At 60.5% G+C, this 13,814-nt stretch carries 15 protein-coding genes, 1 tRNA gene and 1 pseudogene; 9 read left to right on the top strand and 8 right to left on the bottom strand.

Annotated features, from left to right (window positions below; translation table 11 throughout):
* Positions 1 to 48 precede the first annotated feature (48 nt).
* Together GT753_RS01320 and GT753_RS25665 are read right to left on the bottom strand one after the other, a co-directional pair.
* Positions 49 to 1,581 (bottom strand): glycosyltransferase family 39 protein, encoded by a 1,533-nt coding sequence (locus GT753_RS01320; protein WP_160125193.1) that lies wholly within the window; start codon positions 1,579 to 1,581, stop codon positions 49 to 51.
* A gap of 125 nt (positions 1,582 to 1,706) precedes the next feature.
* Positions 1,707 to 1,850 (bottom strand): hypothetical protein, encoded by a 144-nt coding sequence (locus GT753_RS25665; RefSeq protein WP_015376917.1) that lies wholly within the window; start codon positions 1,848 to 1,850, stop codon positions 1,707 to 1,709.
* A gap of 351 nt (positions 1,851 to 2,201) precedes the next feature.
* On the opposite strand from GT753_RS25665, the gene GT753_RS01315 reads away from it, so the two are divergent.
* The gene (locus GT753_RS01315; protein ID WP_015376916.1) at positions 2,202 to 2,513 is read left to right on the top strand and encodes a hypothetical protein; all 312 of its coding nucleotides are present in this window, start codon (positions 2,202 to 2,204) and stop codon (positions 2,511 to 2,513) included.
* A gap of 119 nt (positions 2,514 to 2,632) precedes the next feature.
* A pseudogene (locus GT753_RS01310) lies at positions 2,633 to 2,842 on the top strand (tyrosine-type recombinase/integrase); the annotation flags it as partial.
* 21 nt (positions 2,843 to 2,863) lie between these two features.
* Here the strand turns inward: GT753_RS01310 and GT753_RS01305 are convergent.
* Positions 2,864 to 2,940: transfer RNA gene (locus GT753_RS01305), tRNA-Arg, on the bottom strand.
* A gap of 412 nt (positions 2,941 to 3,352) precedes the next feature.
* Positions 3,353 to 3,562: a hypothetical protein gene (locus GT753_RS01300; RefSeq protein ID WP_015376915.1), complete on the bottom strand. Its 210-nt coding sequence runs from the start codon at positions 3,560 to 3,562 to the stop codon at positions 3,353 to 3,355.
* A gap of 205 nt (positions 3,563 to 3,767) precedes the next feature.
* Here GT753_RS01300 and folD point away from each other — a divergent pair, with 205 nt between their 5' ends.
* The gene (gene folD, locus GT753_RS01295; protein WP_004940177.1) at positions 3,768 to 4,634 is read left to right on the top strand and encodes a bifunctional methylenetetrahydrofolate dehydrogenase/methenyltetrahydrofolate cyclohydrolase FolD; all 867 of its coding nucleotides are present in this window, start codon (positions 3,768 to 3,770) and stop codon (positions 4,632 to 4,634) included.
* Between the two features lie 10 nt (positions 4,635 to 4,644).
* Positions 4,645 to 4,857 carry a ribosome-associated protein YbcJ gene (ybcJ, locus tag GT753_RS01290; RefSeq protein ID WP_015376914.1) on the top strand — a complete coding sequence of 71 codons (213 nt, stop codon included), beginning with the start codon at positions 4,645 to 4,647 and terminating at the stop codon, positions 4,855 to 4,857.
* A gap of 60 nt (positions 4,858 to 4,917) precedes the next feature.
* Here the strand turns inward: ybcJ and cysS are convergent, their stop codons facing one another.
* Positions 4,918 to 6,303, bottom strand: coding sequence for a cysteine--tRNA ligase (gene cysS / locus GT753_RS01285; RefSeq protein WP_015376913.1), 1,386 nt, complete (start codon positions 6,301 to 6,303; stop codon positions 4,918 to 4,920).
* 309 nt (positions 6,304 to 6,612) lie between these two features.
* On the opposite strand from cysS, the gene ppiB reads away from it, so the two are divergent.
* From ppiB to purK, 4 genes are all read left to right on the top strand, one after another.
* Positions 6,613 to 7,107: a peptidylprolyl isomerase B gene (gene ppiB, locus GT753_RS01280; RefSeq protein WP_004940183.1), complete on the top strand. Its 495-nt coding sequence runs from the start codon at positions 6,613 to 6,615 to the stop codon at positions 7,105 to 7,107.
* Positions 7,108 to 7,117: 10 nt separating this feature from the next.
* Positions 7,118 to 7,840, top strand: coding sequence for a UDP-2,3-diacylglucosamine diphosphatase (locus GT753_RS01275; protein WP_015376912.1), 723 nt, complete (start codon positions 7,118 to 7,120; stop codon positions 7,838 to 7,840).
* A 149-nt stretch (positions 7,841 to 7,989) separates the two neighbouring features.
* A complete protein-coding gene (gene purE, locus GT753_RS01270; RefSeq protein WP_004940188.1) occupies positions 7,990 to 8,514 on the top strand; it encodes a 5-(carboxyamino)imidazole ribonucleotide mutase in 525 nt (174 codons plus the stop codon).
* Positions 8,511 to 9,578 carry a 5-(carboxyamino)imidazole ribonucleotide synthase gene (purK, locus tag GT753_RS01265; RefSeq protein WP_021504639.1) on the top strand — a complete coding sequence of 356 codons (1,068 nt, stop codon included), beginning with the start codon at positions 8,511 to 8,513 and terminating at the stop codon, positions 9,576 to 9,578. Before purE ends, purK begins: the two co-directional genes overlap by 4 nt.
* 78 nt (positions 9,579 to 9,656) lie before the next feature.
* Here the strand turns inward: purK and GT753_RS01260 are convergent, their stop codons facing one another.
* The 3 genes from GT753_RS01260 to ybbA form a co-directional block, all read right to left on the bottom strand.
* Complete coding sequence (locus tag GT753_RS01260) at positions 9,657 to 9,956, bottom strand: hypothetical protein (protein ID WP_015376910.1); 300 nt, start codon at positions 9,954 to 9,956, stop codon at positions 9,657 to 9,659.
* A 129-nt stretch (positions 9,957 to 10,085) separates the two neighbouring features.
* Positions 10,086 to 12,518, bottom strand: coding sequence for a putative ABC transporter permease subunit YbbP (gene ybbP / locus GT753_RS01255; RefSeq protein ID WP_160125192.1), 2,433 nt, complete (start codon positions 12,516 to 12,518; stop codon positions 10,086 to 10,088).
* Complete coding sequence (gene ybbA, locus GT753_RS01250; protein WP_004940192.1) at positions 12,515 to 13,201, bottom strand: putative ABC transporter ATP-binding protein YbbA; 687 nt, start codon at positions 13,199 to 13,201, stop codon at positions 12,515 to 12,517. The genes ybbP and ybbA overlap by 4 nt, the downstream gene beginning before the upstream one ends.
* Between ybbA and tesA the strand changes: the two genes are divergently transcribed.
* Positions 13,172 to 13,810, top strand: a complete 639-nt coding sequence (gene tesA / locus GT753_RS01245) for a multifunctional acyl-CoA thioesterase I/protease I/lysophospholipase L1 (RefSeq protein WP_162138959.1) — start codon at positions 13,172 to 13,174, stop codon at positions 13,808 to 13,810. The two genes, ybbA and tesA, sit on opposite strands and share 30 nt — an antisense overlap.
* The last annotated feature ends 4 nt before the right edge of the window (positions 13,811 to 13,814 follow it).

Raw genomic sequence — 13,814 nt, 5'->3', positions numbered from 1 at the left:
AGTTTGCTCGGCCAGATGTAACGCCGAATGGGAAATATGACATTTTGCTCAACGCACCACGAACAGGCGCGACTCGAACCCGCCGCTCTTGAAGGTAACGGTGTTGACCCACCCCGGCGGCGAACGGCCGAAGTCCTGGTTGAAATCGCCGCCGCTGACCAGCCAAATCCGGCGATGGCCCTTCGATAAGGCGCTGAGCTTATCGACGTAGGTCTGCGCCGCCCGATCGTGGAAAAAGGTGCCGAAACCATAGGCATTGGGCTTACCCGAGATGCCGTTGGGCCTGGCCGGGGTATACAGCAAGGCGCGGTAGCCCTGTTTGTTGTAATACACATAGCTCAGGTAGTTGAACATGTTGCTGACCACTACCGCATCGTTAGGCTGATAGTGGCTGTTGATATAGTGCACCATCACCTTGAACTCATCTTTCTCGGCCGGGTAATCGTTACGCACGCCGCAGCCGAACAACAAACTGAAGAACAGCAGCAAAGAGATCCCGCGCACTCGGTTTTTCGTTCCGGCGATCAGCACGCCCAACACCAGCGGAATGCCGAGCGCGGCGGAATAGAGATAGCGGTCGACAAACAGCGGCGAGCGCCAGGAAATGGCGAATACCAGCATCACCGGGATCAGCATGCCGCAGAGCAGCAGCAGAGCGTATTTTCTCGGCATCTGGCGCCGCCACAGCAGCAGTGAACATAAAGCGACAAACATCGCCGGCAACAGCCAGAGAATGATCGTGGGATAGTTGCTGCCATCATGGCCGGTGAGAAAACGCCAGAACATCGCCGGCAGATCGCTCCAGGAAACCTGAGGGATCCAACCGACGTCGCCGCCGACCCTCAGCTCGGCGATATGCGCCAGCAGATTGAACAACACCAGCAGCCAGGGAATGTAGGCCACCCCGATCGCCGCATTGGCCAGCCACCATGCCGGTTGCTTGATATAACACTCGCCTTCGCGGCGGCACGACAGCGCCAACACCACCAGCCAATGCGCGATCAGCGTGAAAATCGTGAAGTAATGGGTATAAAAGCTCAGCGTCATCAACAGCGCATACAGCGCCAGATAACGGCGGTTATCCGGCGTTTTCAGCCACTTCGCCAACGCCATGGCGGCGGCGATCGCCAGCAGCCCCATCAGCGCATACATGCGCGCCTCCTGGCTGTAACGCACCGCCATCGGCATGATCGCCATCAGCCAGCCCGCTATCAGCGCCGCCCGCTCGTTGGCCAGCCAACGGGTAAAGCGCATCGCCAGCGCCACTGTCGCCACGCCGAGCACCAGGCTCAGCGAACGGGCGGCCAGAATGCCGTCGCCAAACAGCACCATCCAGCCATGCAGCAACAGGTAATACAGCGGCGGGTGAACATCGAAGGAAGCGTGGTACAGCAAAGCGCCTACGTCATAGCGGCTGGTCAGCACGCTGGAGGCCTCATCGCACCAAAAATACCTGTCGGTTAAGGATATAGACCGTACGAGCGCCGAAAACGCCACGATCGCCAACGCATAATGTTTGTAACCGATGCCCTTTAAGCCGTTGTTGCTCAACGAGACATTCGAAACCTGTTGCAGTGACATAACCGCATTCCGCCCAAGAGAACCACACAATGTGGAGACGCTGCGTCATCATTGCCGACGGCGGGTAAATGGCGGGTAAATCAGTGCAAAAAAGTCGGCGCGATCACCACCGCGCCGACCGGCCCTCAGCGAATTTCAACGCTGATATCCGGGTAGGCCTTCTCGCCGTCGCTGAGGTAATGCCCCAGCGCCCGGTATGCCATGACGTACAGCACGGCGGCGGCGCACAGACACAGCAAGGTCACGAGAAAGAATCTGGATTTGCGCACGATAGGCTCCATGGGTAAATTTTCACCTATTGTAACGCGGCAAAATAAACGAAGGTTCAATGCCGCTTGCCGTTTCCTGTGACCGCGCTCGGTGTCAGACAAAGTCCCGTCACTTAATCCCCCCCGCAATGAACAGTAACCTGCCGCCCATCCCCTTTATGAACAAAAAGAGAAAAGTGAATTGCCCGCCGCTCCCTTTTTCCACCGATGCGCCCTCTCTACTATTGGACCTATCCAGCCGCTTAACGCTCAGCTGGCTGACCTCACTACCGCCTTAGGCATGAGTGATTCGGGATAGCAGCGTGCTTCACCGCCGCTTTTCAGCTACGACACATTAAAGGAGTTGCGACAATGGCTGTAAAATTTCCTTATGCAGGCCAATCTTTTACCATCAAGATGGACAATGGTCTCGAAGTTAAAAACGCCTACCATGCCAGTGAAAACACCATTACCGTTGAGTTTCTAAACGGAGAACTTCGCGGAACCATTATGAATGTGCCTTTCCAGTGGCGTTCATTGGCTGACGGCTATTTCATGATTTCCTGGCAAGAATCCGATAAAAATACCGTTGTTCACTGCGATAACTTCGAAAAACACATTTCTTATGCTTACTACACAACGATGAATGGAGATTTTTACGTGATGGAAGGGAAAATTCTTTAATTCACTTCAGCGCCTTTAATCCTTTTCGCGTATTAATTGCCGTTCTATCAAATAGCCTATCCTTTGGCGTGGCCATTTTTATGCCTTTCTCATATCGCGCTCACATGAAGCAAAAACGGCGGCATACGTGGGCGAGCTGGTTGGTTCAGGCAGGCGTGCCACTTTCGGCACTGCAAGAAATGGGAGGATGGGAGAGCATCGAGATGGTACAGAGATATGCTCACCTATCCCCAACTCATCTAACCGAACATGCGAGAAAAATTGACGAAGTCTTGGCGGGCAATGTCACTAACCTGGCACTTTTGGAAAATCTTGCAGTGGGGGAATGAGCATAACTCATTGATACTTAATGGCACGCCCTATAGGATTCGAACCTATGACCTACGGCTTAGAAGGCCGTTGCTCTATCCAACTGAGCTAAGGGCGCATTGAGATGCGGCAACCTGCGGCTGCGGGTTGCGATTATACGGTCAGAGGTTAGCGAGTCAATGCCTTTTCATGACGTTACGACGGCGGCCGTGCTTTATGGCGTTTTTTCCACCAGCGCCCGCGCGGCGAGGGTTCTCGTCAACGGGCGCCGTTACGCTGAGCCAGCCCGGCGCCTACGTAAATCGGCGCGTGCTCACGCCCTTGCCGCCCGTTGTCCCGCCGCTGGCAGAGGCGAGCAGACATAACCACTGCGGCAATGTCCCCCCAATCGGCATGCTCAATCACCCGTGTGTTGCAAGTCGCCGCCACGTTTTCAACCCATGCGGCGTCAGCGCGTGCGCTGTTTAAAGAAGCCTGGCTCCCCGATGCCCAAACCAGCAACAGCGTGCAGCCTGCCCAGGCGCAGCCCTTCATACGCATAACTTCCGCCACAGCGCATTCAGGCGTGCCCGCCACAACGGCGCCGCCTCATGCTTGCCGAGCTGATGCAGCGCGGTGAGTTGCTCACTGTCCGCCGGATGCAGCGAAGAATCGAACACCGTCTCCCCCACATGTTTAGGCTGCGCCGGTTGCTCGCCAGGCTGGTGATGCAACGGATAAAGCCGGGTTATCGCTCTCATGATCCTGCCCTCTTTCGCCCTGTGTATGGCCCCAGCGTATGCAAATGCCGGTAAAAATGGCGTAGAGGTTCCTGAAGCCGGCATAAAAAAAGCGTAAATCGGCCTCGGCAACGGCGGCGAGGGTGATTCTGCGCCTGACAGCGCGCTCAGCTTCTGACAGAATAGCGGCATCCCCGCTTTTCTTAATTGATGGATTTCCACACTGATGTCAGCAAAGATTATTGATGGTAAAACGATTGCGCAGCAGGTTAGAAACGAAGTGGCTGAGCAAGTGAAACAACGTCTGGCGGCCGGCAAACGCGCCCCAGGCCTGGCGGTTGTGCTGGTCGGCGAGAACCCGGCCTCGCAAATTTACGTCGCCAGCAAGCGCCGCGCCTGCGATGAAGTCGGCTTCCTCTCCCGCTCCTACGACCTGCCCGCTGCCACCAGTGAAGCCGAGCTGCTGGCGTTGATCGACCAGTTGAACGCCGATGAGGAAATCGACGGCATTCTGGTGCAGCTGCCGTTGCCGGCCGGCATCGATAACGTCAAGGTGCTGGAGCGCATCCATCCGGATAAAGACGTCGACGGCTTCCACCCCTACAACGTCGGCCGCCTGTGCCAGCGCGCGCCCAAGCTGCGCCCGTGCACGCCGCGCGGCATCGTCACCCTGCTGGAGCGTTATAACATCGATACCTACGGCCTGAACGCCGTGGTGGTCGGCGCCTCCAACATCGTCGGCCGCCCGATGAGCATGGAGCTGCTGCTGGCCGGCTGCACCACCACCGTCACCCACCGTTTCACCAAAAATCTGCGTCACCACGTCGAGAACGCCGATCTGCTGGTGGTGGCGGTCGGCAAACCGGGCTTCATCCCGGGCGACTGGATCAAACCGGGCGCCATCGTGGTGGACGTCGGCATCAACCGTCTGGAAAGCGGTAAAGTGGTGGGCGATGTCGATTTTGACGCCGCCAGCGAGCGCGCCGCCTACATCACCCCGGTGCCGGGTGGCGTTGGCCCGATGACCGTGGCTACACTGATCCAAAATACCTTGCAGGCCTGCGAGGAATATCACGACGTTCAACCTAAATAAGTAAGGCAGTATGGAAATTTTCAATCTGGACAATCATCCCCACGTCGAACTGTGCGATCTGCTGAAGTTCCAGGGCTGGTGTGAAAGCGGCGGCGCCGCCAAAGAAGTCATCGCCGAAGGGCTGGTGAAAGTCGACGGCAAGGTCGAAACCCGCAAGCGCTGCAAGATCGTCGCCGATCAGGTGGTGGAGTTCAACGGCGGCAAGGTCATGGTTAAACCCTAACCTGCAGCCATAGAAAAAGGCGCTGAATTCAGCGCCTTTTTTGTTTTCACTTCGGCCGGCTTACTTACGGCGCCAGGTGGTGCCCTGCGGCCCGTCTTCCAGCACGATGTTCATCTCGTTCAAGCGATCGCGAGCGGCGTCCGCCAGCGCCCAGTCCTTGGCGGCACGCGCTTCGTTACGCTGTTTGATCAGCGCTTCGATCTCCGCCACTTCACCGTCGTCAACCTGTGCGCCCCCTTGCAGGAACTGCTCCGGCTCTTGCTGCAGCAGGCCGAGCACTTTCGCCAGCTTGCGCAGCTCCGCCGCCATGCCGTTGGCCGCCGCCATGTCTTCGCTCTTCAGGCGGTTAACTTCGCGCGCCAGATCGAACAGCGCCGAGTAGGCTTCCGGAGTGTTGAAGTCGTCGTCCATCGCTTCGCGGAAGCGGGCTTCGAACGCTTCACCGCCGGCCGGCGCGGCATCGGCGTCGGTGCCGCGCAGCGCGGTATAGAGGCGCTCCAGCGCGGTGCGCGCCTGCTTAAGGTTCTCTTCGCTGTAGTTCAGCTGGCTGCGATAGTGCCCGGACATCAGGAAGTAACGCACCGTCTCCGCATCGTAATGGCCGAGCACGTCGCGGATGGTGAAGAAGTTATCCAGCGATTTGGACATCTTCTCTTTGTCGATCATCACCATGCCGGAGTGCATCCAGTAATTGACGTACGGGCCGTCGTGGGCGCAGCTCGACTGCGCGATCTCGTTCTCGTGGTGCGGGAACATCAGATCGGAACCGCCGCCGTGGATGTCGAAGTGGGTGCCCAGCTGTTTGCAGTTCATGGCGGAGCATTCGATATGCCAGCCCGGACGGCCCGGCCCCCACGGCGACTGCCAGCTCGGCTCGCCCGGCTTGGACATTTTCCACAGCACGAAGTCCATCGGGTTACGCTTCACGTCGTCGATCTCCACGCGCGCGCCGGCCTGCAGCTGATCCAGATCCTGACGCGACAGCAGGCCGTATTGCGGATCGCTGTCGATGGAGAACATCACGTCGCCGTTGCTGGCCACGTAAGCGTGATCGCGATCGATAAGACGCTGCGTGATCTCGATGATCTCGGCGATGTGCTGGGTTGCGCGCGGCTCTTGATCCGGGCGATCGATCAGCAGCGCGTCGAAGTCGGCATGCATTTCCGCCAGCATGCGTTCGGTCAGCTGGTCGCAGGTCTCATGATTTTCCGCCGCGCGGCGAATGATTTTGTCGTCTACGTCGGTGACGTTGCGCACGTAGTTCAGCGAATAGCCGAGATAGCGCAGATAACGCGCCACCACGTCGAAAGCGACAAAGGTACGACCGTGGCCGATGTGACACAGGTCATAGATGGTTACCCCGCACACGTACATGCCCACTTTCCCGGCATGAATGGGTTTGAATTCCTCTTTTTGACGACTCAGGGTATTAAAAATCTTTAGCATCGGGAGATTCCGTGGTGTGCGTGATAACAAAAAAGATAACCGGGCTTCAGGTTTTACGCCCGGTAGCGTATTGAAACCTGAAGCCTGATCTATTGCAAGGTTAAGGCCAAGCTTTGCTGACTTCACGCGAATAAAATGCGCGAAATTCGCCGGCCGGCGCAATTGTTATAATATAACACAAATGCAATTACCACAGACAGTGCGCGGTTGAGCCGCTGCTGACTCGCTGGGGCGGATATGTTATAAGGGCGGTCTGAATGTTCACTCGCTTTACGTGACGTCTCACTTCACCTTGTTAGGATTAAAACTATGGTTACTTTCCACACCAATCACGGCGATATCGTTATCAAGACCTTTGCTGACAAAGCGCCGGTTACCGTTGAAAACTTCCTGAACTACTGCCGCGCCGGTTTCTACGACAACACCATCTTCCACCGTGTGATCAACGGCTTCATGATCCAGGGCGGCGGTTTCGAGCCGGGCATGAACCAGAAAGCGACTAACGCGACCATCAAGAACGAAGCCAACAACGGTCTGAAAAACACCATCGGCACCCTGGCAATGGCGCGCACCAACGATCCGCACTCCGCCACCGCACAGTTCTTCATCAACGTGGCTGACAACGACTTCCTGAACTTCCGCGGCGAAAACGTGCAGGGCTGGGGCTACTGCGTGTTCGCTGAAGTGGTTGAAGGCATGGACGTGGTCAACAAGATCAAAGGCGTGAAAACCGGCCGCAGCGGCATGCACCAGGACGTACCGGTAGAAGACGTCGTCATCAACAGCGTGACCGTCAGCGAGTAATCGCGGCTGCATGAGTACGCTGTTCATCGCAGATCTGCACTTGTGCGCACAGGAACCGGCAATCACTGCCGGTTTTCTGCGTTTTTTACGGCGCGAAGCGGTGCACGCCGACGCGCTGTACATCCTCGGCGACCTGTTTGAAGCCTGGATCGGCGACGACGATCCCGAGCCGCTGCACGCGGAGATCGCCGCGGCGCTCAAAGCGCTGCAACAGGCCGGCGTGCCCTGCTATTTCATCCACGGCAACCGCGATTTTCTGCTCGGCAAGCGCTTCGCCCGCGCCAGCGGCATGCAGCTGCTGCCGGAAGAAAAAGTGCTGGAGCTGTACGGCCGCAGGATCCTGATCCTGCACGGCGACACCCTGTGCACCGACGATCAAGCCTATCAGCAATTCCGCCGTAAAGTGCACAACCCGCTGATTCAAAAATTGTTCCTCGCGCTGCCGCTGCGCTGGCGACTGAAGATCGCCGCCAACATGCGCGCCCGCAGCCAGCAATCCAACCAGTACAAGTCGGAAGCCATCATGGACGTCAACCCGCAGGCGGTCGAGCAAACGATGCTGCGCCACGACGTGCACTGGATGATCCACGGCCATACCCATCGCCCGGCGGTGCACCGGCTGGCGCTGAGCAACGGCGAAGCCCATCGCGCGGTGCTGGGCGCCTGGCACGTCGAAGGATCGATGATCAAAGTCAGCGCCGACGCCGTCGAGCTGATCCAATTCCCATTCTGAGTTCCGCGCAGGCGCGCGAGTGAAAATTCGCGCTTTCGCCGGTGAAAACCGGCGACGCAACCGTTTTCCTCGCCGTGCGCTCATGGTATGCTCTACGCCCTCATTCGGCCCTCAGCCGACGCCAGACAAATCACAGGAGCCTTACACCCATGGGAGCCAACGCCGCTTCAGCCGCCAATGCCGGGGCTAAAATCGCAATTGTAATGGGATCGAAAAGTGACTGGGCCACCATGCAGTTCGCCGCCGAAGTCCTGACCCAGCTCGATGTCCCCTTCCATGTCGAAGTCGTTTCCGCTCACCGCACGCCGGACAAGCTGTTCAGCTTCGCCGAGCAGGCTGCCGCCAACGGCTTTGACGTGATCATCGCCGGCGCCGGCGGTGCGGCGCATCTGCCGGGCATGCTGGCGGCGAAAACCCTGGTGCCGGTGCTGGGTGTGCCGGTGCAAAGTGCCGCGCTGAGCGGCGTAGACAGCCTCTACTCCATCGTGCAGATGCCGCGCGGCATTCCGGTGGGGACGCTGGCGATCGGCAAAGCCGGCGCCGCCAACGCCGGGCTGCTGGCGATGCAGATCCTGGCGCTGCACGACGCCGCGCTGGCGCAGCGTTTGGCGGACTGGCGTCAGGCGCAGACTGAAGACGTTTTGAACCACCCCGATCCGCGGGAGGACGCATGAAGCCGGTTTGCGTACTGGGCAACGGCCAGCTGGGGCGCATGCTGCGCCAGGCCGGCGAACCGCTGGGCATCGCCGTCTACCCCATCGGCATCGATGCCGAACCCGAGGCGGTGCCGTATCAGAACAGCGTCATTACCGCCGAGATCGAACGCTGGCCGGAAACCGCGCTGACGCGCGAACTGGCGACCCACAGCGCCTTCGTCAACCGCGACATCTTCCCGCGTCTGGCCGATCGCCTGACGCAAAAACAGCTGCTCGACCAGCTCGGCCTGGCGACCGCGCCGTGGCAGCTGCTGGCGAGCGCCGCCGAATGGCCGCAGGTATTCGCTTCGCTGGGCGAACTGGCGATCGTCAAACGCCGGGTCGGTGGCTATGACGGCCGCGGCCAGTGGCGCTTGCGCCCCGGCCAGGAAGCCGAACTGCCGGCCGACGCCTATGGCGAGTGCATCGTCGAGCAAGGCATCAATTTCTCCGGCGAAGTGTCGCTGGTGGGCGCGCGCGGCCACGACGGCCGTTCGGTATTCTACCCGCTGACCCATAACCTGCATGAAGACGGCATCCTGCGCACCAGCGTGGCGCTGCCGCAGCCCAACCCGGCGCTGCAGCAACAGGCCGAGCAGATGCTGGCGGCGATCCTGAACGAGCTGAACTACGTCGGCGTGATGGCGATGGAGTGCTTTATCGTCGGCGATCGGCTGCTGATCAACGAACTGGCGCCGCGCGTGCACAACAGCGGCCACTGGACGCAAAACGGCGCGTCCATCAGTCAGTTCGAGCTGCACCTGCGCGCCATCCTCGGCCTGCCGCTGCCGCAGCCGGTGGTGAGCACGCCATCGGTGATGGTCAACCTGATCGGCACCGCCGTCAACGAACAGTGGCTGTCGCTGCCGCTGGTGCACCTGCACTGGTATGAGAAAGAGGTGCGCCCTGGCCGCAAGGTCGGCCACCTCAATCTGAACGACCCGAGCGCCGCCGATCTGCGCCAGGCGCTGCAGACGCTGGCACCGCTGCTGCCGGGCGAATACCAAAGCGGGCTGGCCTGGGCACAGCAGAAGCTGGCCTAAAGCGCACGCCGCCGAAAGTAAAAGGGGTTAGCCCAAGGCTAACCCCTTTTTTATGACGACAATTTTAAACCGCTGCGCTTAATCAGAAAAAATATTCTTATTTTTCCTTAGCATACTTCTTATCATCAGATTCATACCCAAAAAACCACTGATGCCATATCCAAGCGCTGTGACGATATGATTGCGCAAGAAAGGGTAATTAAGGGTCAGATCGTTAGCGATAAGAATCGAAAACCACGGCAACAATGCAACCAGCAATATGCCCGTTCCGTTAAAGAATCCCGCTGAAGCAAGGCCACGCTGCCAACGTCCGAGACGTTCGCGCAAAGGCAAATTTTTTAATTCCGGGATACTTTTAAGTGACCAGTAGATTTTCATTCCCTTCGTTCCTGGTGGTAACCCGCAGATCACACATTATAAAACACGAAAATAATACAGTTTAAAGACGACGCCTCTCTTTTCTGCCAAGCCGGGTGCTTATCACATCCGGCGTTATAAATAGCCGCATCACCCCTCATAACTGCGGAACAGCGCCTTGCCGCGCAGCAGGCGCACACCCAGCCAGCCGCCGCACAGCGACAACAGCAGCGCGCTGGCCAGCGGCAGCGCCCACCACAGCACCGGCGTTGGCGTCCACGGGAAGTCGAACACCCGGCTCTGCAACAGCCACAGCGCCGCCTCGGCGCCCACCGCCGCCGCGATGCCCGCCACCAGCCCCAGCAGGGCGAACTCGCACCACAGCGTGCGGCGCAGCAGCCGTTTGCCGGCCCCCAGCGTACGGTACACCACCAGCTCCTGGCGGCGTTGACGCATGCCGACCTGCACCTGCGCCAGCAGCAATAGGCCGCCACACAGCACCACCAGCACCACCATCACCTCCAGCGCGCGGCTGACCTGCTGCAGCACGCCGCCGACCTGTTGCAGGATCGCACCGATGTCCAGCAGACTGAGCGTCGGGAACTGACGGTTGAGCTGGGTCAGCATCTGGCCGTCGCCGTCGTAGCGGAAGCTGGTGAGCCAGGTCTGCGGCTGGCCGTCCAATGCGCCCGGCGGGAAGATAAAGTAAAAGTTCGGCTTCAGGCTCTCCCAATCCACCTGGCGCAGGCTGGTGACTTTGGCGCTGAACGCCTGGGTATCGCCGCTGAAGGTCAGCGTGTCGCCCAGCTTGATCTTCAGCCGCCCGGCGATGCCTTCATCCATCGAAACCTCGCCGGTTTTCGGCGGCCAATTGCCCGCCACCAGCGGATTGTGATCCGGCAGTTCAGCCAGCCAGGTCAGGTTCAGCTCACGGTTCACCGCCTCGCCGCCCGGATCGTCTTCATGCACCCGCTCGGTCGCCACCTGCTGGTTTATCTCGGTCAGGCGCACCCGCACGATCGGGTAATAGGTTTCCGGCTTGATCTGGTGCTGCTGCAGGAAGGTTTTCACCTGCGGCACCTGCGCCTCGGTCATATTGAGCAGGAAATAGTTCGGGCTGTCCGGCGGCAGCTGTTGCTGCCAGCGTTCGAGCAGATCGCCGCGCAGCACCAACAGCAGCGCCAACAGCATGAACGACAGCGAGAACGCCGCCAGTTGGCTGATGGTCACCCACGGCTGGTGCAGCAGGCGGTTGACCGCCAGCCGCAGCGCCAGGCTCTTGAGCGTGATGCGGCGCAGCAACAGCAGGCTGCCCCAGCCGATGCCGCCCAGCAGCAGCGCCAGCACCGCCATGCCAGCCAGGATCGCCCACAGCAGCGTGCTGGCCCCCATCAGCGCCACCAACAGCGCCACCACGATCGCCGCCGTCACCGGCAGGAAGTAGCGCAGTGGCCAGACGTTGGCCGTCACGTCGCGGCGCAGCACCCGCAGCGGCTGGGTGGCCAACAGCTGGCGATACGGCCGCAGCCCGACCAGCAGCGAGATCAGCACCAGCGCGCCGAGCGCCCACAGCCACGGCCAGGCGCCGGCGGCAGGCAATGCAGCCGGTAATACCGGCTTCAGCAGGCGGATCAGCAACGCCTCAAACGCCAGCCCGATCGCCCCGCCGCACGCCGCCGCCAGCGTCATCACCGCCAGCCACTGGCCGACGATCAATTTGCGCAGCGCGCCACGCCCGGCGCCAAGGGTTTTCAGCACCGCGATCAGATCGTAACGGCTGCGGCAATAGTGGCTCATCGCCACCGCCACGGCGGCGATCGACAACAGCAGCGTCAGCAGCGCCGACAGCAGCAGGAACTGTTGGGAGCGCTGCAGCGACTTGCCGAGCGCGCTGCCGGATTCCTGCAGCCCGAACCAGCGCTGATCCGGCGTCAACTGCGGCGCCAGCCGTTCCTCGTAACGCTGAATATCCGGCTCGGCCCCGGCGAACATATAACGGTAGGTCAGGCGACTGCCCGGCTGCACCGCGCCGGTCTTATCGACGTCCGCCAGGTTGATCATGATGCGCGGCGCGGTCTGGAATGGATTGAAGCCGGCGTCCGGCTCCTGAATGATTTCACCGGCGATGCGCAGCGTGGTGTCGCCCACCTCCAGCGAATCCCCCACTTTCACGTTCAGCAGCGCCAACAAACGCGGCGCCACCAGCACGCTGCCCGGTTCGGGTTTGATGTTGGCCGGGCGCGTTTCCAGCTTGCCGTACAGCGGATAGGCCAAATCGGTGGCTTTCACGTCCGCCAGCTGCGGCCGATCGCCGGCATAGGTCATGGTGGTGAACGACAGCTGACGGCTCACCTTCAGCCCCTGCTGCTGCGCGTCCAGCAGCCAGCCTTCCGGCACCGGATGCGCGCTGCGCAGCACCCGATCGCCGGCGATAAAATCGCGGCTCTGCTGGCTGAGCCCTTTGTCCATGCGATCGCTGATGCTGCCCAGCGCCAGCACGCAGGCGACGGAGAGCGTCAGCGCCAGCCACACGATCAGCAACGACGGCGAGCGCCATTCGCGCCAGAACCAGCGCCGGATCATGCTTCCTCCCACAGCTTGCCTTCACGCAGCCGCAACCGCCGCTGGCAGCGCGCCGCCAGGGTTTCGTCATGGGTCACCAGGATCAGGGTGGTGTCAAAATCGCGGTTGAGAGAGAACAGCAGGTCGGCGATGCGATCGCCGGTCTGACGATCGAGGTTGCCGGTCGGTTCATCGGCGAACAGCACCCGCGGCCGGCCGCTGAAGGCGCGCGCCAGCGCCACGCGCTGCTGCTCGCCGCCGGACAGCTGCGCCGGCAGGTGATCGAGACGTTTGCCCAGCCCCAACTGTTCCAGTAACTGCACCGCCTGCTCGCGACTCTGCCTGTCGCTCTCGCCGCGCAGCAGCGCCGGCAGCTGCACGTTCTCCAGCGCGTTCAGCGTCGGCACCAACATGAACGACTGAAACACGAAGCCGACGTTCCTGGCGCGCAGCGCGGCGCGCCCCTCTTCGTCCAGCGCGGTCAGCGACTCGCCCAGCAAACGCACTTCGCCTTCGCTGCCGTCATCCAGCCCGGCCAATATGCCCAGTAAGGTCGACTTGCCCGAGCCGGATTCCCCGATCAGGGCGATCGTCTGCGCGGGTTTGACAAGCAGCTCGACTCCGGTAAGGATGGTGAGCTGATGCTCACCCTGACCAACGTGTTTACTAAGATGATGAACTTCAAGAACGTTTTCCGCTGGCATCTTCCCTTCCTTTTGCTGTTGGGATTATTCAGTTTACGCGCTGCCGCCGCCGATACCTTGTTGATTTTGGGCGACAGTTTAAGCGCCGGCTACCGCCTGCCGATCGAGCGGGCCTGGCCGACGCTGTTGGCCGAACAGTGGCAAAAAAAGCCGGGCGCGCCACAGCTGGTCAACGCCAGCATCAGCGGTGACACCGCCGCGCAGGGGCTGGCACGCCTGCCCGCGCTGCTGAAACAACATCGGCCGCGCTGGGTGCTGATCGAGCTGGGCGCCAACGACGGCCTACGCGGGTTCCCGGCGCAGGACGTACAGCGCGATCTCGGCCAAATCATCACGCGGGTGCAGCAGGCCGGCGCACAGCCGCTGCTGATGCAGATCCGCATCCCGCCGAACTACGGCCGCCGCTATACTGAGGCGTTCAGCGCCGTCTATCCGGCGTTGGCCAAACAGTTCAACATTCCGCTGCTGCCGTTCTATATGGAACAGGTGGTGGTGAAGCCGGAATGGATGCAGGATGACGGATTGCACCCCAATGGGGACGCTCAGCCGTTTATCGCCACCTGGATGGCGGAGCGCCTGGAACCGCTAGTAAAGCATGAGTCTCACTAAATTA

The organism is Serratia sp. Z4 (assembly GCF_009900725.1).
GTDB lineage: Bacteria > Pseudomonadota > Gammaproteobacteria > Enterobacterales > Enterobacteriaceae > Serratia > Serratia nematodiphila.
The sequence above is the reverse complement of the archived record's forward strand: the minus strand, read 5'-3'. Positions and strand labels throughout refer to the sequence as shown.